This window comes from Furfurilactobacillus sp. W61-4 (genome assembly GCF_057545565.1).
Genome location: NZ_BAAJNZ010000004.1, coordinates 155,604 through 176,568 on the forward strand (window position 1 = coordinate 155,604; position 20,965 = coordinate 176,568).

Genomic DNA, 20,965 nt, shown 5'->3' on the forward strand with positions numbered 1-20,965 from the left:
CTGACGCATGGCAAATTATCCCGACATCGTTTTAAAGTTAGTCGTCGGTTTTTTATTTATCACTTTGCTAATAAATTTTACTGGCAAAGGCAACCTGGCCCCAACCTCAGCGATGGATCAACTGCAAAATTATGTTCTTGGTGGTATTATCGGCGGAGTTATTTACAGTTCAACAATCACACTAGCCCAGTTTATCGTCGTGTTACTAATTTGGGCTTTGCTAATCTTGATTACCCGATATTTAAAAACTCACATTCATAGCATTGGGAAGTTTATTGACGGTCAACCCATTACGATCGTTCGAAATGGTCATCTGCTCGTTGAAAATTGTTTACGAGCTAATTTATCGGCTAAAGATGTCGACTTTAAGCTCCGAACGGTTGGTGCATATGACTTAAACCAAGTTAAACGCGCTATTCTCGAACAAAATGGCAGCATCACCGTCCTCACCCGCGGTGATGAAGATGTGCGATACCCCGTCATCGTTGATGGACAAGTCGATCCAGATGTTTTAGAACTGATGGGTAAAGACAATACTTGGTTGCAAACCGAGTTAAAACAACAGGCTGTCAGCAATGTTCGACAAGTCTATATGGCTAAATATCAGCACGGTCAACTAGATGTGATGCTTTATGATAATCAGGACCGCTAAATTAAATTGTCGTTATTCCCAGCTTAAATTACCGTCGAAATGAGAGGCAACAAATGACCACTACATTTTTCTTTCTGATTATTCTAATTGGCGTTGTCGCCGCGGTCATCGCTAACCGACACTTCTCGATTATTCCATTGCCGTTATGGTTCATTTTGATGGGACTCATTGTGTCGATTCTACCGATGTATCATAACTACATTTTTAACCCCAATCTATTTCTATTTTTCATTGTAACGCCACTGCTGTACAACGAATCCCAGTCCGCTTCGCGTTACTGGATCGGTCGAGGCGCCATTAATATCGCTTCCTTGTCCGTAGCTTTAGTCCTAGTGACGGTTGTGCTAGTTGGCGCGGCGCTTCACCTGTTTTTTCCACTTTTGCCATTCGCACTGGCTCTGGCACTATGTGCTGTAGTTACCCCAACAGATGCTTCCGCAGTTAGCGCCTTCGCCCAACCGAATCCTGAGTTTCAAATTCCTTTTACAATCTTGCAAAACGAATCTCTCTTTAACGATGCTTCTGGTTTCGTTGCCTTTGACCTATCATTATTGGCGTTTACAACCGGCACATTTTCCGCAAACGCGGCCGTTGGCAAGTTTATCCTTGAGTTCATTGGCGGTCTGCTTGTCGGCGTCTTAATCGGTTCCTTATTTCATTATCTTCGCCGCATCTTAATTCTCGGCGATGATGACAGTCCCTTTGTCATGCTATCACTTGAGTTAATTGTGCCATTCCTAGCCTATTTTGTTGCAGAACAATACGAATTATCCGGTATTCTAGCAGTGGTGGCCGCGGGCCTCGTTCAAGGTCGGGAAAATGACAGCTTACAGCTGATCTCAAGCCGAATGCAGTTAGTCCGTTCCAATGTGTGGGAAATCGTTGAGGAAGCATTGACCGGTTTAGTCTTTGTCCTCCTTGGCATCTCACTACCAACCATCGTTATTCAGATTGCAACCAAACACCCAGGGTTATTAGGTCTACTCATACTAATCGGTATCGTTTTATATGGCCTAAAATTTGTCCTACGTCTCCTATGGTCACGCTACCTTGTCTGGATGCATGTTTCCAGTAAACATCGTTGGCAGGACAGTTGGTTAATGGCCGTCAGTGGTGCTAGCGGGACGATCTCCTTATCGCTTGCTTTCCTGCTACCAGCCTTGGGAAATAAACAACTACCGATTGATCGAAACGCCCTCATCTTTATCGTCGCCGTTGTTATCATGATTAGTTTGACCGTTGCTGCTATAGCAGTGCCTAGAATGACAAAAGTGACGAAACCATCTGCGGAAAAACCGATTACACAATGGACCAAAGAAATGATTATGACTGCGATGAATACCGTCCGTGGCGATAAGGAGCATCCCGCTGAAGCTCAAATTGTTGTAGACGCATTGAGTCAACAATTGCATCAAAATAAAATTTCTCATCGGCGTGAACGTCGCCATATTTTTGACCTAGCCGATGCGGCGGAGCGAAAAGCAATCGCTGATATGCATGGCCGCGGAGAAATTACCGACGATGAATTCTACTATTACACTGAATTTCTTGATTTAAGTGTTTCTACTGTCGACACCAATCCGTGGCACAATCTTATGCTAAGAATTCGCTTTAGTATTCATACCGGTCGTCTGTACCAAGATGTTCAATCGGGACAAGATATGTTTTTTACGACGCCATTGATTGCAGAACAATTTTATTGGCAGCGTCAGTTCCAGGCACACGGTGAAGACATTCGACCAATTGAAGAAGTCGGTTTCAATGCTGTCGTCGATGCTTTAAAAGATTATCGTCATGCTCACGGTGGTACAACAACCGTTGAGTTACATGCTGTTCAACGAACTTATCGGGAACGTCATCGCCGCATGAACATGCCCGTTCCCGATCCTAAAATTGTTTATCAACTCTTTTTAACCGCTTTCCATGCCGAATATGAATTCTTCCAAGCAGCAATTAGCGCAGGAAAAATGAGCGTGGGGCTCGCCGAAGAGCTGCAGCAACACATCATTTTCGACGAAATGGCTTATCTACAAAACAACAATGCATTTATTAGTTGATTCCCAATCTGGCCCGAGCTTTTCTGCGGCACATTGATGGCTTCAATCAATTAAAAAACAGCGTCCCCTCAAATAGGAACGCTGTTTTTTCAATTTAGCGGTGTCCAAAGTTTTGCGCCATCTAGTTGAGGCAAGTCCAATTTTGAAAGGCTTAGTGGAATAGGCGAACAAAATAAGGAATCAGCCAGCTTAAATAACCACCAATCGCAAAAAGCAGCCACCAGTAATGACTTAAAAAGGTCCAACCATTCATGGATCGCAAATGATGAACACCTGGTTCCACAACTAGCTGTTGTCGCAGACGTTCATCACCATCAACTAATTCATCTAAAGAAACTTGTGCCAAATCACGTAACAGTAGCAGTTGTGAAAAATTCGGCAATTGGTCACCGTTTTCCCAATTACGAATATCTTCAGGCCGAGCATCCAACTTCATCGCTAGTTGTGCGCGATCCCACTGATGTGCTTGCCGTACGTGACTTACGACCTGACTAATTGTCATTCAAACCACCTGCTCTCTTGCTTCTAATTATGAGAAAGATAAGTATAGGTCTGATCTGCGTTACATTGGAACGTGAATTCATGGTCGCAAGCATCGTTGGACCGCCAACGGGAAACAAGATAATGAGATGATTGAGTATGCCGTAATTTATGACTGACTGTTTTAATCGTCTTGGTCATATCAGTATCTGCTTGAGTAGCAGCACCTCGTAAAATTTGGTGCAGATCGTGAATAAAAGTTGTCGCATTTGTAATCATTTGTCTAGCCTCGCTTTCGTTTTAACTACTTATATTGATAAGTTATTATTAATTGTTATCTTGATTAGATTAAATAATACTTACTGTCGACACGCAAAAAAAATGCCTAGCTCGTCGCTGACATTTTTCATCAATTTAGTCTTAAATTGTAACCTGTTAGTGCCTAATGCATGTATAAATACGTCACCTGTTGATCGTGGCAAGCAAACATAAACTCATGATTTAGCCCATCCTTAGCCCGCCATTTCGAAATTTCATAACGACCACTTTGGCTCCCCTTTAATCTTACCGTCACGGCCTTCAACGTTGCTTGATCGTTCTCAACATGACCACGCAGCGTTGCTTTTAAATCGTGCAAAAATTGTTCGCTATTGTTCATTGGTAAATCCTTTCCGTTAGCGACACGTCACTAATCCCTCTGTCACTTTACCACTTTGTCAGCCACGACCTCAAATCGGCGTCAGAAAAAAATAGCGTCAACTTTGGGTGATTTTAAATCTTTGACTACTGCTAAATTTAACTTTTTGGCAGTGTTGTTTCCGGACGAATTTGACTCCTAAACAAAAAGCCACCCAAAAATTGGACGACTTTTACGAGAAAAATGATAATAATCTGCCATATGGTAGCATTAATGGTAGCACTCAAGAGGAAAACAAGCGCTAATGCATACATGTTGTGGGCCAATTATAAGGTGATGAACCTTAGTCCTGAACGCGTTTCTGGATTTCCTTAGTCTGTTCTTCAAAGCCAGGCTTACCCAAAAGGGCGAACATGTTGACCTTGTAAGCTTCCACCCCTGGTTGGTTGAATGGGTTGATGCCATTCAGGTAGCCAGAAATACCCACGGCGATTTCAAAGAAGTAAATCAAGTAACCTAACGAGTATTCTGTCTGGTCGGGAATGTGAACAGCCATAACCGGTACATCACCATCAGTATGCGCTAGGGTAACAGCACGGAAAGCTTGGGTATTGACGTAATCCATCGTCTGCCCCTCGAGATAACCAAGTTGATCGAGGTCGTCGGCCTCCTTTGGAATATCGATGTCGTACTTTGGTTTGTCCACTTTAACGACAGTTTCCATTAAGTTACGACGGCCTTCTTGGATGTATTGACCAAGCGAATGTAGATCCGTGGAGAAGTTTGCACTAGATGGATAAATCCCCTTTTGGTCTTTCCCTTCAGACTCACCCATCAACTGCTTCCACCATTCCGCAAAAGAAGCCATAGTTGGTTCGTAGTTCTCTAATAATTCAGTCGTTTTACCCTTGCGATATAAAATATTCCGTAATGCAGCATACTGATAGGCATCATTCTTCGTCAAGTCAGTGTCAGTGTACTCGGCAGCAGCATCGGCAGCACCTTTCATCAACTGATCAATGTCAGCACCAGATGCAGCAATTGGCAATAAACCAACGGCACTTAAGACAGAGAACCGCCCACCGATACCGTCAGGAACCACGAATTCTTCATAGCCGGCAGCATCCGCTTCCGTCTTTAGCGCCCCTTTGGCACGGTCAGTCGTCGCATAAATACGCTTCTTAGCACCATCTTCGCCATATTTCGCAATCAAACGTTCCTTAAAAATTCGAAAGGCAATTGAAGGTTCCGTCGTGGTGCCTGACTTAGAAATGACGTTAACGGAAAAGTCACGATCCCCGATGACATGAATCAAGTCGTGGACGTATGAAGAAGAAATCGAGTTTCCGGCAAAGAGCACCAACGTTCCCTTGCGTTCACTAGCAGGTAACGCTGTATAAAAGGCTTCATTCAAAAAGTCAATTGCGGCGCGGGCGCCAAGATATGAGCCACCAATTCCGATAACGACCAGCACTTCTGAATCACTTTGAATTTGTTTAGCAGCTGCCTTAATCCGGCTAAATTCTTCTTTATCATAAGCCGTTGGCAAATCTAACCAATCACGGAAATCTGCGCCAGCCCCTGTTCCGTTCCGCAACTGTTCATCCGCAGCAGTTACCATTGCTTGCATTTCGCCCAGTTCATTCTCATGAACAAACTTTGTCAGATTAGAACTATCAAAGGAAATATATGCCATGCTTTGCCTACCTCTTTCTTAATTGTGATTTCATGTTTCAGTATACACTAAAACATTGACCCATGGGCAATGAAAGCCTGTTCCTAACATTGGTATATACCAATATTCATCCGCTACGTCATCTTCCTTTAGCCACTAAAAAAAGTGGTCTATTTTTAATTTGGTTAATAAATGGCCGATCATCACGGACTAAACTAAAACAAAAAATCGCCCCAGCAATTAGGCGACGATTTTTAATAAAGTAATAACGTTTTCGTGTGTTTGAGCTAATTGACCGGCTACATAATCCCGATCATGATCCCTCCACCAATGATTAAAGCTGAGCCAATGATGATATTCACCATTTCCCAGTGCGTCTTGCGTTCCCCAAGCAACCAGATCGAACCAAATGTGGAAATTATGATTCCCATTTGGGCCAATGAAAAGGCCACGGCCAAACCCACCTTGACGGTAGCTAAGAACATGAACAGATTCCCAGTCCCCCAGAACAGTCCGGTAATAATATTCTTCCATGTTGGCGCTTGCCACATCTGCCGACGCGCGCCGATCATTAAAACAAAGACAACAGCGCCTAACAGCATACCGATAGATTGAGGAAAAACAACGGCATGAGTGAAGTCCGTGGCATTGCCCACACCACCCCATTTTTCAAACGCTTTGATCACAATCGTGTAAGCGACATAACCAATGGTCGAAATCGTCATCGCTCGCGCACCCGCTGATGCGCTGCGGCCCTGACTCGTATCACCAGGTTTGTGCGGATCACGCCGGGAGGTCAGTGTTGCCCCAATGATCAGCGCAATGACGGCAATCGTACCCATCGTGTACTGTTTGCCAGTGACCCATTCTTGAAAAAGTAAAACCCCAGCCAACGCATTACCAGCCAACTGCAATCCAGTGGAAAGCGGAATCGCCTTAGAGACGCCCATCGCTTTCATTGACGTGAATTGTCCAGCTTGTCCGACGACCCATAACAGTCCGGAGAGCAACCCGGCAATCCACACTTTTGCATCTAAGGTTGGCTGAAAAATCAACAGTGATAAAACGCCAAAGAGCACGGCTCCCATGGTCATCCCTAAGGTTTGCTGTGCTGCCGATCCGCCTAGTTTACCAGAAACTAGTCCTATCGACCCCCAAGCAATCACTGGAACTAACGCGATTAAAATGCCCATTTGAAACTCCTTTAACTAATTCAACATATCATTATTTGACAACCGTCGCGGCAACATTGGCCACCCGAGCTGATTCACTCAAGTCGGTATCATCCGCGAATCGTAGCGCCAAAGAAGCAGCACCGATTACACCAGCATCATTGCCTAATTGAGCCAATTTTAATTGGGTCGATTGACGAACTGTCGTGAATGCTTCTTGTTGGAATGTCTTATTCACCAAATCCAACAAGAACTGACCAGCGGCAGAAACTCCGCCACCAATAATTACGGCACTGGGATTAAGTACGTTAGCCAAGTTTGCAACGGCTAAACCAAGGTATTGGCCCACCTTATTTGTGACTTCGTTTGCCAAAAAGTCCCCTTGTTTAGCGAGATCGAACACAATTTTAGAAGTAATTTCGTCCCCGTTATCCACCATTTTTTTGAGCGTTGAATTGCCAGAATATTCTTCCGCAAAATCATGGGCTAGGTGAACGACCCCAGTAGCGGAAGCATATGTCTCCAAGCATCCATGTTTTCCACAAGTACATAGGTAACCACCAGGTTGCACCGTCACATGACCAATTTCACCACCGGCGCCGTTAACCCCGTGCTGTAAGCGGCCGCCAGCAATGATACCGCCACCGACACCAGTTCCTAATGTAATGAAATCAACATCGGGTTCGTTATCTCCAGCACCTTTCCACCGTTCACCAAGTGCGGCCACGTTTGCGTCATTGTCCAATGCAAATGCCATATGAGTACCAGCCTCAATGTCGCGTTTTGCGTTCTGAAGCGTTTTCCAATTCAGATTATAGGCAGCCGTTACCGTCCCTGCATCCAAATCGACTGTCCCCGGTGTGCCCATGCCAATGCCCACAAAGTCGTCCGGGTTCATTTGATATAGATCTAAATGGTGATTAATTGATTGAATAATATCAGGAATGATGTGACTTCCTTCATCTAAAATATTAGTCGGTATACTCCACTTTTGTTGCACAACACCATCTAAGGTTAAGATTGCAAACTTGATCGTTGTACCACCCAAATCTACTCCGATTAACTTTTTTGCTGCCATTTTAATTTTCCTCCTCTTAGCCGGGTGAAGCCAAACGCCTCAATCATCAGACGTTGACTCCGGCGTAAAAAACTTTACGTTATATTCTCTAATAATGTAAGCGGTTTTACAAGCCTTTTTTGGACTTTCATTGAACTTTCATTCACACTAGGTTCCAAATCCACCAAGGATTCAGCATCCTGGTATAGTCCAATTTTAAGCGAGTTGTTTATGAAAACTTTTTTCACAAAAAAACGCCGCAAGCACACTGAGAAGTGTACCTACGACGACCAACATTAAATTCATCGTTGGTTAAAACTCGGGCAATGCCATCAACTCATCTTGATGGTGGTTTGCTTCATCCTTAGTCCACACGGCCACATGACCTTGCTCATTTGCTGACGCAATAATCCGTTCCTGACCATGTTGATCAATGTAGTAGAAGTCGTTTACCGCCATTTCATCGAACAATGCGGGTAGTTGGTACTCCTTCTCATCGACCAGTTTAACGCGAACTACTTCACGAACACCTGAAATCCGACTCGGATTGTTTGTTAACCGAACAGCTGCGATTTCTTTTTTCATCCCGCACCTCACCCAAAATTTTTTTAAAAAAAGACGATGTAAAAACTGTCAAACAATCCTACATCGTCGTGAGCCAATTTATGCCACTGGTTAAATTGCTAAATCTCTTTGAAGCTTTAGTTTAACATAAACCAATCCTGAATGCCCGCGCCAAGCGTGAAAATTCAAGCGTTGCAATGAGTCCTAATTGAACAATGATCAATTTGCTGGGTGCTGTAGTTTGGAATGTTTGAAACCATAGCCTAAATAGATGAGCAACCCAATTGCAAACCAACCCACCATTAACAACTTGGCAGCCTGATTTAGGCCTAGAAAAATGACCGCAGAAAATCCTGCTGAAATCGCCGGTAAAATTGGATAACCAGGCATTTTAAATTGAGCTGCCATTAAATCTCGTCCCTCTCGTGGCCGCAATGCATAAATGCCAAACGACACCATCATGAACGCAACCAGCGTGCCCGCTGAAACTAGATTCGCTAAAAAGGTAAACGGAAAAATAGAACCCAGCACGGCTGCAGCAATCGTCACCAACGTCAACGCCCGACTAGGCAACTGCTTCTGATTAAGATGGCCTAAATACTTCGGTAACAGCCCATCTCGACCAAAGGCATAGACTAAGCGGGAACTGGCCAGATGAATGCCAATTAATGACGCAAACATTCCCAAAATTGCTACTAATGACAAGAGCCCGGCCACTAGGTTATGTCCAGAACGCCGCAGCGCCCATGCCGCAGGTTCTGCATTACCAGCATAGCTAGTATATCGGTACATGCCCACTAAAACTAACGAGACAAGCATAAAAAGTACGGTGCCAATCACTAATGTGCCAATAATTCCGCGTGGCATTGTCCTTTGCGGATTCTTTGTTTCAGCCGTATTGGCCGCTATCGCATCGAAACCGACGTAGGCTAAAAAGATTTGGGCAGTGCCGGCCACAATACCGGTTAGGCCGCCAAAACTCGTTCCTGGTCGATGCTTCGGAATAAACGGCACATAGTTGGCAGTATGGATCGCCGTTGCGCCCACGATAATAAAAATGACGACAACCACTACTTTAAAAATGACCAGACCATTTTCAAGTCGAGAAATCTGATCAATCCCGTGTGACAAGAGCCAACCGACAAGTAAGATTGCCCCCAAAGCCAGCACGTCGATCATGGTTCCATGCTGTAAGTTAAAGCCCGCTGTCAGTGTTTTAGGTAAATGAACGTCCAAGCTGCCCAAAAAGCCTTGAACATAGGCCGACCATCCAGACGCAACAAACGCAATCGCAATGAAATATTCAGCTAGTAGCGCCCAACCGGTAAACCAGCCCCAAATTTCGCCAAACAAGACAGTGATCCAACTGTAGGCGGAGCCGGCAAATGGCAGTACCGAAGCAGTCTCGGCGTATGCTAATGCCGCTAACCCTGCACCAATGGCACCCAGCAGGAAAGAAAACACGACGGCCGGGCCGGCGTGATCGGCCGCAACAATTCCCGGCAACGTGAAGATTGCCGTGCCCACCACCATACCTAGACCCAGCCCTAACAGATCTTTAGTCGTCAACGACGGCACTAATCGGGCATCCTGATCAAAATAAAATTTAGGATCTTGCTTTCGAAAGAGCCGATGAAAAGCAGATTTTTTTCGCACAACGCGCCTCCCGGTTAATAATGTGTTTAACTTTATCATGAAAAGCTGTTTTGAAACACACCCATATCGGTTGAATGTGCGTTAGTCAATCGACTTCATCAAAAAAATCCTCTCAAACTTGGAGAGGATTTTATATAATAATCGATGATTTTAATGAAAATTGACAGCCATCTAGAAGTGGATATAGCCAGCCGCTTCACTAGCAGAGATGGTACGGGCGTGATAAGCCAACCCATTAAAGTTTCCTTCAATGATGTTAACTGTCCCGTTGCCGTTAACACCGGTAACGTACGCCACATGGTTGTAAGCAAAGTAGGCCACTGAACCAGCACTGGCTTGATTATTGACCGCAATACCCTTGGCACGAGCAGAATTACCCCAGTTTGCGCCGTCACCTAGATAACTAAACTGCCAAGCCGGAATGCCTTCAGCCTGCAGAATACCGGCAACAAATGAGGTACATTGTCCGGCTGGATAGCCATTGATTCCTTGACGGAAGCCAGCAATCCCCGCAGATGAAGCATCAGTTGCGACTGGTGTTGCCGCAGCCGGCGCAGGTGTTGTCGGTGCTGGCGCTGCTTGGCTAGCTAGCGTTTGTTGTGGTTGTTGCGTTTGAGTTGCCTGTGATGCAGCAGAAGGCGCAGCGGAAGCTGGTGTCACCGTCGTTGACTGTGGTGACTGTACTTGTGCACTCGTCACAGCCGGTGTCGATTGAGCAGCAACTGATTCAGTTGCTTGGCTGTTCTGTGATGCAGGTGCTTCACTTGAAATAACAGCTGACGCCTGACTTGCCAGTGTTGCTGAAGGCGCAGCGGAGGCCTGACTGACAGCTGGTGCCTGACTAGCAGGAGCTTGCGTATGTAGCACTTGACCGACAGACAAGAAGTTAGCATTAACTAAGCCGTTTGCTGCCACCAATTGCTCCATGGATAAACCGAGCTTTTCACTGACAGTCGATAACGTATCACCTGTAACGACCACATAATCTCCGTTAGCATCCAAGACAGGAGCAGCTTGTGATGCTGCTTGACTAGCTGGCGCCGCAGATTGTGGCTGCGGTTGAGGTGCTGCTGAGCCTTGGGCGTCTGGAATCGTAATTGTCTGTCCAATTTGAATCAACGCCGGATTCGCTAAATGTGATGCTTTAGCGATTGCGTCGACTGACGTGTGGTGCTTTTGGGCAAAAGCCCAAACAGTATCCCCTTTGACAGCTGTGACCGTCGAGGCATTAACAGCAGTTGTACCTGCTAATAAACCAACGGCAAGGGTTGAAGTTAATAGTGTCGCTTTTAAAGTCTTATTCATTTTGAATGTTCCACTCCTACTTTTAGCGTCCTGAGTAATAGCTACCATGGCTGGTGGTAGTCGAACCTGTACAATACAATTTAACTCTGACAAGTGGTGAATTACCATTACAACACAATTACATTCGCAAAAATCTATCTTTTTTTTTGAAAAACGTGATTAAGTTTCTGCTTCATTGCCGAAATCGTTAGTCGTGACAATGCCCATCTTTCATGTTAAAATTTCCTTTGTTCATGGGGATGTTCCGGATTCGACAGGTATAGGTCGAACTTGAACTGCGCTTCGTGGGTTGCGTCCACGTAAAAACGCTACCTAATTTTTATCTGCAAAAGATAACAATTCTTACGCTTTAGCTGCTTAATTGTAGCTTGACGTAGATCCGTCCGTTACGGCCCAGGTGGCGGGTTACGGGTCTCAAAAATTTGGGCTACGCTGCAAGCTCACGTCTGAAGTCAGCAGAAGAGATTAATCAGACTTAGCTAATCACGGTTGCCTGGCCAAACGGCGTTTTGATTAGCGAAGCTTAAATGGTTTGGCTATGAGCGTAGAGGTTCAAGTGGCGATATGCTTGGACGCGGGTTCGATTCCCGCCATCTCCATTATTTTTCCAAACACTCCGTTACGTGTCGTACCGGGGTGTTTTTTATTTAACAATTTATCGATCATGTCAACGGTTGGAGGAACAAATGGCGCATAAGATTGCGATTGTTTCAGATAGTCACGGTAATGCCACAGCTTTAGCGGCAGTATTAGACGATGCCCGTCAGCATCAGGCTGACGAAATTTGGTCCTTGGGCGACATTGGTTTTGGTGGACCTGGTACGGCACAATGCTACCAATTGTTAGCCTACGCTAATACGAGTCAATATCTCATGGGCAATTGGGAAACTGACTTCAATTTGGTGCTTCAAAAAAAGGCAATCGATTTGAACGATCCGAGCGACGTTTATTTTGTCATGCTTGTTCGTTATGATTACGCTCGTTTATCCAAACAACAACGAGAACAAATTCAAACACTGCCGATGACGAGCACCAAAACAATTAACGGTTTCAAAATCAATCTCTCTCACAATTTGCCTCAGGGAAACAGTGGTCATTTATTATTCCCAACCCAGCCACAGAGCAACTTCGATCAACTGATTCCCGATCCGAATATTGACATTGGTATTTATGCTCATATTCATATGCCTTTACTTCGCTATACATCTTCCGGTCAATTAATTCTTAACCCCGGCTCTGTTGGTCAACCCTGGTCTACCCGACAACATCTACTTGCTAATCGAGCTGCCAGCTACATCCTCTTAACCATTAATGAAAATGGCATTGACGAGGTCGACTTTCGGCGTGTTGCTTATGACCAACAAATTGAGCTCAACTTAGCTCAATCTTCTGACTTTCCTTATCCTGAGTTATATAAAAAATTGTTAGAAACCGGGATTGCATCGACCCACGATCTTCCTCTGCTAGCGGAGATTAATGCCGCTCGTCATTATCGTGAACTAGCCGAACAATTTTTGAATCAACTTCCCGGTTAATATGCTTAAACAAAAGTCTCTCGAACGAAACTGACAAGGCTAAATTCAGCAAAACAAAAAAGAGTTGTCGTTTTGACAGCTCCTTTTTTGTGGATTAGCCGGTAAACACGCCGACAATTAGCCAAAGATTAAGCACGATTAGAATTGCTGTGACAATCCAGGCAGTCCAATTTACCCATGGTCGATTTTTAAACTCGCCCATTAGCTCGCGATTACTCGTGAATAGAACTAGGGGAACCATGGCAAATGGCAGTGCGACACTCAGGAATACCTGAGAAAAGGTTAGTAAATTTTCAATCTTAGCTTCATTGCCCTTGTAAATAATGGCAAATATTAAAACCGGTGTGATTGACATTAAACGTGTTAGCAACCGTTGTGCCCATAATGGGATTCGTAAGTGAATGAATCCCTCCATGATAATCTGCCCGGCTAAAGTCCCAGTAATCGTTGAGCTTTGACCAGAAGCAAGCAGCGCAATGGCAAATAACATACTAAGTAGCGGACTGGCGATCGCACCAACGATTTTGGAATTGCTTAAGGCATTGTAGAGGTCAACAAAACGTCCTAGTTCGCTGTGGGTTCCAAAGAACAAGGCGGCCCCTAAAATCAACAGCAGACAGTTGACCACAAAAGCAATTGTTAACTGAATGTTTGAATCAGCCACTGTGAAACGGATCGCTTTCTTAACGCTGTCGCGATCATTACGATCCAAGGCACGGGTTTGTGAAATCGATGACCCTAGATACAGGTCATGGGGCATTACCGTCGCCCCCACAATTCCCAGTGCCAAATATAGCATTGGCTTGTGCGTCAGTAATTGACCTGGATGCGGGACAAATCCAGCAAAAATTTCTGGCACATCTGGCCGCGCCAAGATGACTTCATATAGGAAGACAAATAAGATCACCGCCACCAGTGTGGCAACAATTGCTTCGATTTTTCGGAAGCCCATTTTCATCAGGACTAACAGCAGCAATACATCAAAGGCGGTGATAATCAACCCGACAATCAACGGAAAACCAAACAACAGTTCCAGCGCGATCCCTGACCCAATAATTTCGGCCACATCTGTCGCCATGATTGCCAGTTCTGTGATCACCCATAGAAAGATCCCCATTCCTTTGGAAGTCCGTTCCCGGGTCATTTGAGCCAGATCTTTACCAGTCACAATTCCCAATCGAGCCGACATTGCTTGCAGCAGCATCGCAATCAAACTCGATAGTAAAATGACACTGATTAAGGCGTACTTATATTGCGCACCACCGGCGATTGATGTGATCCAGTTCCCAGGATCCATATAACCAACGGCAATTAACGCTCCGGGTCCGGTGTACGCCATTAGCGTTCTAAAATAACCAGCGTGTTGTGGGACCAAAATGGAACCATTAACCTCGTCTAGACTCTTGGCGTGATCCCCGGTTGTGTTAACGAAATGCTTCCGATCGTGATTGCTCGCTTCACTGGTTGTTTCGCCAGTATCGAATGCTAACTCACGTTTTTTATCCCTCTTTTTATCATGCTTTTTGCTCATCCTGATACCCTCTTTTCCGTTTTGATTCCTGATTCCTCAGGTCTAATCCTTCAAAGATGGTCGCTAGCGTCGCGTCATCAAAAAACAGATCAATCCAATACGATTAAATTTACCGGCTTTGGTTAGCTTTTTGTTAATTCGACGTAACATCGGATTGTCAGATGACAATCACTCCGTCTTTGGATATTTTTGGCAGGTTTTTGAGCCATGTATACTATGTGCCGAAGTCCCACAAATTACAAGCACATCATGCTCCTTGAAAGTGTTTACAAACAATTTTTTTGTTTTTTATGTCAAAAAATCGATTTAGCGGTGGCTAATTTTTTTCAAATTAACCCTCTAACATAAAAAGACGTCCATAGAATTGATGGACGTCTTAGCTAAAATAAGTCACATTAGTCAGGACAGTTGACGAACTTCGTGATCTGGATCGCGCCACCAGACATGGGCGATATCTTGATTAGTCGCATCTGTTAGTGCGATCGCAAACTCTGCGCGTTTCTGGCTCATCAACGCCTGTAGGTGGGCAGCATCAATGTTAGCCTGGGTTAACTCAAGTAATACGCCAGTTTCCAAATCAGTGATACTGAAACTAGCACTGATACTTGCACCATCTACTAAATCCAATGTTCCTTCATTGACCACAATGGTTACCATCAGCAATGACCTCCTAAATATTTAGTCTGCATTGGCAAACTTGATGCCAAATTCACGAATAAAGTCGATGACTTGTTTGGCCTGTTCCTCACCAAACTCACCAATCCAGGTGCTAAACCGCTTGGTCACGCGCGCCGTAATTTGTTGCTCAGCGGCTTGACCTTTCTGTGTTAAACTCAAGTTCATTTTGCGACGATCGTGTGGATCAGGTGATTGCAGAATCAAGTTCTTGTTGAGCAGTGACCTAATTTGCCGAGAAATGGCACTTCGGGTAACTTTACGATCTTCAGCAATTGTCATTAAAGTCAAATCTTGCTGACGAGAGACATCATGCAAAATTAGATACTGTTCGAATGAAATTTGAAATTCCGCCGCTGGCCGCGACACGAATTCATCAAGATATTTTAAAAAATGAATATAAACATCAATGGATTCTGCCAACAATTCTTCATTAGCCATTATTGTTCCCTCCCTGCTAGTCGCGCAGTCCCGCATCCGCGAGGTGCGACCACCCCCGATGCCAATCGCCCATTTTGAGGCATCCTTAATTAAATAAGTAACGCAGTGCATCTTGCTTATGGCTCTCGCCATTGATTTGGACTCCACAAACGCCCTTCCATCGCACCACGAAGACTCTCGATTTCCGTTTGCTGATCTTGAATCAAGGCAATTGCAGCATCGATGACAATTTGATTATCCGGTGTTTTTAGTTGTTGCAATTGATTCAAAACCCATGCTTGTTGATCTGCCATATAAACATTTCTCCTCGGTTAACGGTAAAGCCAGTATATCATAGCCACGGCGAGGCGGTGCATTTGAGTCCTCACACCTTATCGCTAAAACATCGGATGCCCGTTGGCACTATGATTAGGGAATGGTTGTTTTACCATCCAGTGTTCAACTAGCTTAGCTTCCCGCACACGAAAGACATCAACTTCGGCCATTTCAGTGGCTTCTGGTTGATCCCGTCTAATCACATGTAAGCACACTAAATCATCATTATCCGCCACGCTGACAATCGTCCGGTAAGCCTGTTTGAGGCTACCTTGGGGGCCAAACAACGGTCGATAATAATGCAACATCGCTTCGGCGCCATCGGCAATACTGGGGTTGTGTTGAATCAGATCGACGGCCACGTACTGATGAACCGCCGTAATATCATGACGGTTGAAAAAAGCGTTCCAAAAGGCAATCACGATCTGCCGGTTGGTAAATGGCTTCAGGTTCGGCGTGCCATTATCATTTAATAATTGTACTGTTCCTGTGACGGACCTGAGTTCCGCATCTGTCTGTGTTCCACCACTAACTTGACTCATCGACCCTGTATTAAAATTAAGCATCAGTGTCGTCCATTGGTCGGTATCAACCCACGTTAAACTATAAATACCATTGGTAATCGTTTGCAATTGTACAACTACATCATGTTGTTTTTGATCAGAATCGCCAAGCGTCGACCAACTTAAATGCCGATCATCAGTCAATTGTCCAAGCCACTGCCGCCGGTTCGCTTGCTTGATGAGCCACCGCCGGCCAATTAATTCATTAGTCATTAGCTAACCTCCCATCTAGTCAAAGCCTACGAATGAATCTGGCGACCGCCTCGCAGACCGGCAATGCCTAGACCGATCATAATAACAATGGTGGTTACGGCAATAATAGCTAGTTCTGGTTGAAATCCCATGAGATTTCCTCCTCACATTGATTGATTTGAAATCCTTTGCTGCACCTCTATTTTAACCGTTTACCTTAACTTTGTAATCGTTTACACTCGCGAAGCGCACATTTCGATCGCACTTACACCAGCGCTGTTCATTTAAAAATTAACTAGTTAAACAAACTTTCAACCAATCGACTGTAGTTCAATAAAATTGGCATCAAGCTTAAGGTAGGTAGCGTTCAAAGAATAAAAAAGGTGTATTCCATCTAGTGATCGAACGTTAATTGGCAGAAAACAATCTAACCACACCGGGGGAATCATGCACAACTTTGAAAGATAAGTGAGTGAACCGAAAAGTAGCCCAACCTGGATGTAACTGCCATCGGTTCAGCAGGCCCACGGCGTTCCAGCCGAATGCCCGGGAAGTTCAGCATTGGTCGTCCGTGAATCACACTCTCAAGGTTTTGCCGATCACTAGGCTAAGTGACACCCCTCCTAAAAGTTGACGCCAAGCTTAATAAAATAAGCATTGACAGCGCTTACATTTTTCGCTACACTGCTGTTGTAAGGTATTTAGTAATTACCTTCTAATCAATTCTCTTTCTCTCTTATGCCGGCCACCATCGCGAGATGGTGGTTTTTGTTTTGCCCCCAATCGGCTGCCGTTTACGTTAACGATTTAAAATAAACCGCGCATCTTTACCGATTCATGGCATAATATTGGTAGGTAAAAAATGGGAGGTTTCAAAATGGCAACTACACCAACGCCGCTGGCAGAACCCGGGCACGAATCACTGGATATGATTGAAGAAATCACCCGCGTGGATGGTTCCAAATATATGGAAATTGGAAATATGGTTCATAATGGCCGAGCAGAGTTTGCAGCCGAACATCATTTCATCAAAGAAGTTCGCATTCTCAAACTAAACATCCCTGAATCAGCCAACGTTATTAAATACGAAGACTACGTTAACCATCATTTTTTAATGCAAGGCTGGGATATGGATCACTGGGAAGAATGGACCAAAACCGACGCTGCACAGGCGCTGGTGGATGCAATTCTAAAAGAGAACCAAGTCAGCTAACTCATGCCACCAAAAAAGGAACCGACGGGCATCGGTTCCCTTTAAGGGCCATTTAGGTTAGAAATATCATTGATGATATTTCATTCCAAAGCATCATTGGGGTGAATGCTTTGGAAGAGGAAGTAATAAATGGTAGTTTTAAAATATCATGAATTATAAAAAAAGTCTATTTGTTTTTTAATCATTTTTTCATATGAAGCTCATTATTCGGTCCAATCCCGTGTGATAAATGGCGCCCATAGATGTTGTTTCGAATCCAAATGGAGCGCGAGAGACCAGCTAAGGTTGGCCTCTCGCGCTCTTTCATCTATTACTTGTTTAATTTGGATGCTGCTGCTTCGTCAATGATGACAATAACATTATCATGGTTCTGCAAAGCACTGGCTGGCAAGTCCGTTGTCACTGGACCTTCAACCATGCCCTTAACGGCATCAGCTTTTTCTGCGCCATAAGCTTCTAACAAAATTTGTTTGTCTTTCAAGATGGAGCCAATGCCCATTGAGTAAGCATACTTCGGCACTTCTTCTTCATTGTCAAAGAAGCGAGCATTAGCCTCAATGGTTGATTCCGTCAATTTGACTTCATGCGTTGTTGAATCAAACGGCGTGCCTGGTTCATTAAACCCGATATGCCCATTGCGACCTAATCCTAAGATACCTAAATCAATCGGATTGTCAGCGATAACTTGGTCATAACGTTTCGTTTCAGCAGCTGCGTCTTTGTTCAGACCATCGGGCAAATACGACTGTGCAAAGGGTTTCTTATTAAAGAAATGTTCGTGCATGAAATAGTTGTAGCTCTGTGGATGATCTGGTCCTAAGCCAACATATTCATCAAGGTTAACTGAGGTCAATTGACTAAAATCTAAGTCTGAACTCGTAATTTCATCATATGTGGACACTGGCGTACTGCCCGTTGCCAAGCCAAATACTTTAGCACCATTCTCAAGTGCATCTTTAAACACTTGGAACCCTTGCTTACCGCCCTCAACTGCATCCTTCACCACAATTACTTTCATGTTGAATCTCCTTATCATTTATTGGTATAGTCCAATTATAACAGGATTCCTAACTTTTACAAGGATCAAAAACATCACGTGACAAGGCACCGTTTCGTCACATCCCAATGACAAATGATCCCATTCAGCTTTCCACCAGTGCACAAGCGCGTGAATCAAAATGTGTGCAATAAAAAAACGTTCCTGACTGACAGGAACGTTTTTATTTAGCTTATTGGACAGTCACACTTTTCGCAAGGTTACGTGGCTTATCAACGTCCAGACCCTTCAGCAAACTAGTGTAATACGAGATTAGTTGAGCTGGGATAATGGTCAACAGTGGCGCCAGTGTTTCATCCACATCCTCTAAGATAATATCATCGTGGACATTGGCCAAGGACTTAGAAACAATCGTCATAATATGACTACCACGAGCAGCGGTTTCGGCCAAATTACTACGAGTGAGACCAGCCGTCTTAGACTGCGTAATCAAGCCAATCACAGGCGTACCGGCTTCGATGAGGGCAATCGGGCCATGTTTTAATTCCCCAGCCGCGACCCCTTCTGAATGGATATAGGTAATTTCTTTCAACTTCAATGAAGCCTCAAGCGAAACGGCGTAGTCAATGCCACGGCCGATATAAAACGCATCATGTTGATCAACAAAGTTATCTTGGGCAATTTTCTCAAAAACTTCTTTTTGATCGACCAGTGCTTGAATGCCATTTGCTACTAATCCAAGTTGATTAGCTAACTCGAATTGACTAGCCGCGTTGATCCCGTTTGCTTCGCCTAATGCTTTAGCAACAATGGCTTCGACTGCGATCTGCGCCGTATAGGCCTTTGTCGATGCCACAGCAATTTCAGGACCAGCCTCCAGTAACATCGTATATGTCGCTTCTCGTGATAACGTTGAATTCTGAACATTGGTGATGGTTAAACTATGATAGCCAGCTTCACCAATATTTGTTAGAACTTCCCGTGAGTCTGCGGTCTCACCACTTTGACTGAGAAAAATAAAAAATGGGTTGGCTGATAAAATTGGTGTATTGTAGGCAAACTCGGATGCCACATGAGCCTCCGTAGGAACTTTAGCCAATCGTTCAAAGAGTCGTTCCCCGACTAACCCAGCATGATAACTAGTCCCAGCAGCGATAATATACAAACGATCCGCTGCTTTTAAATCAGCTAGTAAATCTGTATCAAGATCAATCTCACCCGCGTCATCAAAGTAAGTTTGAACTAACTTGCGCATCACTGCCGGTTGGTCATCAATTTCCTTCAACATGTAATGCGGATAAGTGCCCTTGTCTGCTTCGCTAGCATCCATATTCACGTGGAAAGGTAAGCGCGTGATATGATGCCCTTCTTCATCCTCAATATCTACTTTGTCTGGCGTCAAAATCATAATCTCGCCATCCTGCATTTCGATAAAGTCATGGGTGTAATTCAGCATGGCAATCGCATCGGAGCAGACAACGTTAAAGCCATTGCCAACGCCAACAAGTAGTGGGCTCTTGTTCTTAGCTACAAATAACGTATTCGGTTGTTCACGATCCATCAAAAGAAAACCATATGCGGAATCTCCAACCAAGTACAAAACCTTACGAAACGCTTCTAACGTGGTCAAGTTATCATGCAAAACGAAGTAATCGATCAACTGCACAACGACTTCTGTGTCTGTTTCGCTTTTAAATTCAACATCAGCCAAATATTTGGTCTTCAATTCCAAATAATTTTCAATGACCCCGTTATGGACGAGATAAAAACGGTCATCAGCCGAAATTTGTGGATGGGCATTCGCAATACTTGGTTGTCCATGGGTAGCCCAGCGGGTGTGCGCAATGCCAGTTGTACCTTGAACTTCTGGCGTCAATGCGTTGGCCAGATCCGCAACCCGGCCTTTTTCCTTGACCAAAAAGTCGTGACCGCTCTGATCGTTAACATAAATACCGGCCGAATCATAGCCACGATATTCCAAACGACGCAAGCCTTCCATCAACATTGCGACCGCATTTTCGTTTCCGGTAACTCCAACAATTCCACACATAGCGTTCTCCTACTCTCGTCAATTGGTATAGACACAAAAACAATTCTTTTTGTTTTTGAAAACAAATCAATACTACTGTTTTAACATCATCTCGTCAACAGTTATTATTATTGGTCTATACGAATAAGAGGTCATCTAGGCGCCTTATCTTGCCTGTAAAAAAGGGCCGCTCAGTTCTGAGCGGCCCTTTTTAAACGC

General features: G+C 44.4%; 20 protein-coding genes and 1 other RNA gene. 5 read left to right on the plus strand and 16 right to left on the minus strand.

What is annotated here, in order from left to right; translation table 11 throughout:
* The first annotated feature begins 7 nt into the window (after nucleotides 1-7).
* The gene (locus AC27FN_RS06460; protein WP_487167192.1) at nucleotides 8-652 is read left to right on the plus strand and encodes a DUF421 domain-containing protein; all 645 of its coding nucleotides are present in this window, start codon (nucleotides 8-10) and stop codon (nucleotides 650-652) included.
* Nucleotides 653-705: 53 nt separating this feature from the next.
* Nucleotides 706-2,709 (plus strand): cation:proton antiporter, encoded by a 2,004-nt coding sequence (locus tag AC27FN_RS06465; protein WP_487167193.1) that lies wholly within the window; start codon nucleotides 706-708, stop codon nucleotides 2,707-2,709.
* Between the two features lie 151 nt (nucleotides 2,710-2,860).
* On the opposite strand, the gene AC27FN_RS06470 is transcribed toward AC27FN_RS06465, so the two are convergent.
* The 9 genes from AC27FN_RS06470 to AC27FN_RS06510 form a co-directional block, all read right to left on the minus strand.
* Complete coding sequence (locus tag AC27FN_RS06470) at nucleotides 2,861-3,211, minus strand: helix-turn-helix domain-containing protein (RefSeq protein WP_487167194.1); 351 nt, start codon at nucleotides 3,209-3,211, stop codon at nucleotides 2,861-2,863.
* Between the two features lie 23 nt (nucleotides 3,212-3,234).
* Nucleotides 3,235-3,468 (minus strand): hypothetical protein, encoded by a 234-nt coding sequence (locus tag AC27FN_RS06475; protein WP_487167195.1) that lies wholly within the window; start codon nucleotides 3,466-3,468, stop codon nucleotides 3,235-3,237.
* A gap of 163 nt (nucleotides 3,469-3,631) precedes the next feature.
* Entirely contained in the window at nucleotides 3,632-3,847 is a 216-nt protein-coding gene (locus tag AC27FN_RS06480; RefSeq protein ID WP_487167196.1) for a hypothetical protein, read from the minus strand.
* Nucleotides 3,848-4,169: 322 nt separating this feature from the next.
* Complete coding sequence (locus tag AC27FN_RS06485) at nucleotides 4,170-5,522, minus strand: glucose-6-phosphate isomerase (RefSeq protein WP_487167197.1); 1,353 nt, start codon at nucleotides 5,520-5,522, stop codon at nucleotides 4,170-4,172.
* A 278-nt stretch (nucleotides 5,523-5,800) separates the two neighbouring features.
* On the minus strand, nucleotides 5,801-6,694 hold the full coding sequence (locus AC27FN_RS06490) for a GRP family sugar transporter (protein ID WP_487167198.1): 894 nt from the start codon (nucleotides 6,692-6,694) through the stop codon (nucleotides 5,801-5,803).
* Nucleotides 6,695-6,725: 31 nt separating this feature from the next.
* Nucleotides 6,726-7,751 (minus strand): ROK family glucokinase, encoded by a 1,026-nt coding sequence (locus tag AC27FN_RS06495; protein WP_487167199.1) that lies wholly within the window; start codon nucleotides 7,749-7,751, stop codon nucleotides 6,726-6,728.
* A 291-nt stretch (nucleotides 7,752-8,042) separates the two neighbouring features.
* Nucleotides 8,043-8,315 carry a hypothetical protein gene (locus AC27FN_RS06500; RefSeq protein WP_487167200.1) on the minus strand — a complete coding sequence of 91 codons (273 nt, stop codon included), beginning with the start codon at nucleotides 8,313-8,315 and terminating at the stop codon, nucleotides 8,043-8,045.
* Between the two features lie 198 nt (nucleotides 8,316-8,513).
* On the minus strand, nucleotides 8,514-9,950 hold the full coding sequence (locus tag AC27FN_RS06505; RefSeq protein WP_487167201.1) for an APC family permease: 1,437 nt from the start codon (nucleotides 9,948-9,950) through the stop codon (nucleotides 8,514-8,516).
* A 171-nt stretch (nucleotides 9,951-10,121) separates the two neighbouring features.
* Complete coding sequence (locus AC27FN_RS06510) at nucleotides 10,122-11,255, minus strand: LysM peptidoglycan-binding domain-containing protein (RefSeq protein ID WP_487167202.1); 1,134 nt, start codon at nucleotides 11,253-11,255, stop codon at nucleotides 10,122-10,124.
* Nucleotides 11,256-11,490: 235 nt separating this feature from the next.
* On the opposite strand from AC27FN_RS06510, the gene ssrA reads away from it, so the two are divergent.
* Nucleotides 11,491-11,857: a transfer-messenger RNA gene (gene ssrA, locus AC27FN_RS06515) on the plus strand.
* An 84-nt stretch (nucleotides 11,858-11,941) separates the two neighbouring features.
* Nucleotides 11,942-12,790 (plus strand): metallophosphoesterase family protein, encoded by an 849-nt coding sequence (locus tag AC27FN_RS06520; protein WP_487167203.1) that lies wholly within the window; start codon nucleotides 11,942-11,944, stop codon nucleotides 12,788-12,790.
* Nucleotides 12,791-12,884: 94 nt separating this feature from the next.
* Here the strand turns inward: AC27FN_RS06520 and AC27FN_RS06525 are convergent, their stop codons facing one another.
* From AC27FN_RS06525 to AC27FN_RS06545, 5 genes are all read right to left on the minus strand, one after another.
* Nucleotides 12,885-14,321 (minus strand): Nramp family divalent metal transporter, encoded by a 1,437-nt coding sequence (locus AC27FN_RS06525; protein ID WP_487167204.1) that lies wholly within the window; start codon nucleotides 14,319-14,321, stop codon nucleotides 12,885-12,887.
* Nucleotides 14,322-14,720: 399 nt separating this feature from the next.
* Nucleotides 14,721-14,978, minus strand: coding sequence for a hypothetical protein (locus tag AC27FN_RS06530; protein WP_487167205.1), 258 nt, complete (start codon nucleotides 14,976-14,978; stop codon nucleotides 14,721-14,723).
* A gap of 21 nt (nucleotides 14,979-14,999) precedes the next feature.
* Nucleotides 15,000-15,437 carry a MarR family winged helix-turn-helix transcriptional regulator gene (locus AC27FN_RS06535; RefSeq protein ID WP_487167206.1) on the minus strand — a complete coding sequence of 146 codons (438 nt, stop codon included), beginning with the start codon at nucleotides 15,435-15,437 and terminating at the stop codon, nucleotides 15,000-15,002.
* A gap of 116 nt (nucleotides 15,438-15,553) precedes the next feature.
* A complete protein-coding gene (locus AC27FN_RS06540; RefSeq protein WP_487167207.1) occupies nucleotides 15,554-15,730 on the minus strand; it encodes a hypothetical protein in 177 nt (58 codons plus the stop codon).
* Between the two features lie 84 nt (nucleotides 15,731-15,814).
* Nucleotides 15,815-16,528, minus strand: a complete 714-nt coding sequence (locus AC27FN_RS06545) for a nuclear transport factor 2 family protein (protein ID WP_487167208.1) — start codon at nucleotides 16,526-16,528, stop codon at nucleotides 15,815-15,817.
* A gap of 856 nt (nucleotides 16,529-17,384) precedes the next feature.
* Between AC27FN_RS06545 and AC27FN_RS06550 the strand changes: the two genes are divergently transcribed.
* Nucleotides 17,385-17,720: a hypothetical protein gene (locus AC27FN_RS06550; protein WP_487167209.1), complete on the plus strand. Its 336-nt coding sequence runs from the start codon at nucleotides 17,385-17,387 to the stop codon at nucleotides 17,718-17,720.
* A 310-nt stretch (nucleotides 17,721-18,030) separates the two neighbouring features.
* On the opposite strand, the gene AC27FN_RS06555 is transcribed toward AC27FN_RS06550, so the two are convergent.
* Nucleotides 18,031-18,738: a glucosamine-6-phosphate deaminase gene (locus tag AC27FN_RS06555; protein WP_487167210.1), complete on the minus strand. Its 708-nt coding sequence runs from the start codon at nucleotides 18,736-18,738 to the stop codon at nucleotides 18,031-18,033.
* Between the two features lie 211 nt (nucleotides 18,739-18,949).
* Nucleotides 18,950-20,767, minus strand: a complete 1,818-nt coding sequence (gene glmS, locus AC27FN_RS06560; protein ID WP_487167211.1) for a glutamine--fructose-6-phosphate transaminase (isomerizing) — start codon at nucleotides 20,765-20,767, stop codon at nucleotides 18,950-18,952.
* Between the last annotated feature and the right edge of the window lie 198 nt (nucleotides 20,768-20,965).

Excerpts from the sequence above, each read along its gene's own strand:
- AC27FN_RS06485 (WP_487167197.1), bottom strand. The coding sequence starts at position 5,522 with ATGGCATATATTTCCTTTGATAGTTCTAATCTGACAAAGTTTGTTCAT.
- AC27FN_RS06550 (WP_487167209.1), top strand. The coding sequence starts at position 17,385 with ATGGCAACTACACCAACGCCGCTGGCAGAACCCGGGCACGAATCACTG.
- AC27FN_RS06475 (WP_487167195.1), bottom strand. The coding sequence starts at position 3,468 with ATGATTACAAATGCGACAACTTTTATTCACGATCTGCACCAAATTTTA.
- AC27FN_RS06510 (WP_487167202.1), bottom strand. The coding sequence starts at position 11,255 with ATGAATAAGACTTTAAAAGCGACACTATTAACTTCAACCCTTGCCGTT.
- AC27FN_RS06470 (WP_487167194.1), bottom strand. The coding sequence starts at position 3,211 with ATGACAATTAGTCAGGTCGTAAGTCACGTACGGCAAGCACATCAGTGG.
- AC27FN_RS06555 (WP_487167210.1), bottom strand. The coding sequence starts at position 18,738 with ATGAAAGTAATTGTGGTGAAGGATGCAGTTGAGGGCGGTAAGCAAGGG.
- AC27FN_RS06545 (WP_487167208.1), bottom strand. The coding sequence starts at position 16,528 with ATGACTAATGAATTAATTGGCCGGCGGTGGCTCATCAAGCAAGCGAAC.
- AC27FN_RS06525 (WP_487167204.1), bottom strand. The coding sequence starts at position 14,321 with ATGAGCAAAAAGCATGATAAAAAGAGGGATAAAAAACGTGAGTTAGCA.
- AC27FN_RS06500 (WP_487167200.1), bottom strand. The coding sequence starts at position 8,315 with ATGAAAAAAGAAATCGCAGCTGTTCGGTTAACAAACAATCCGAGTCGG.
- AC27FN_RS06495 (WP_487167199.1), bottom strand. The coding sequence starts at position 7,751 with ATGGCAGCAAAAAAGTTAATCGGAGTAGATTTGGGTGGTACAACGATC.
- AC27FN_RS06460 (WP_487167192.1), top strand. The coding sequence starts at position 8 with ATGGCAAATTATCCCGACATCGTTTTAAAGTTAGTCGTCGGTTTTTTA.
- AC27FN_RS06520 (WP_487167203.1), top strand. The coding sequence starts at position 11,942 with ATGGCGCATAAGATTGCGATTGTTTCAGATAGTCACGGTAATGCCACA.
- AC27FN_RS06480 (WP_487167196.1), bottom strand. The coding sequence starts at position 3,847 with ATGAACAATAGCGAACAATTTTTGCACGATTTAAAAGCAACGCTGCGT.
- AC27FN_RS06540 (WP_487167207.1), bottom strand. The coding sequence starts at position 15,730 with ATGGCAGATCAACAAGCATGGGTTTTGAATCAATTGCAACAACTAAAA.
- AC27FN_RS06530 (WP_487167205.1), bottom strand. The coding sequence starts at position 14,978 with ATGGTAACCATTGTGGTCAATGAAGGAACATTGGATTTAGTAGATGGT.
- AC27FN_RS06465 (WP_487167193.1), top strand. The coding sequence starts at position 706 with ATGACCACTACATTTTTCTTTCTGATTATTCTAATTGGCGTTGTCGCC.
- AC27FN_RS06535 (WP_487167206.1), bottom strand. The coding sequence starts at position 15,437 with ATGGCTAATGAAGAATTGTTGGCAGAATCCATTGATGTTTATATTCAT.
- AC27FN_RS06490 (WP_487167198.1), bottom strand. The coding sequence starts at position 6,694 with ATGGGCATTTTAATCGCGTTAGTTCCAGTGATTGCTTGGGGGTCGATA.
- glmS (WP_487167211.1), bottom strand. The coding sequence starts at position 20,767 with ATGTGTGGAATTGTTGGAGTTACCGGAAACGAAAATGCGGTCGCAATG.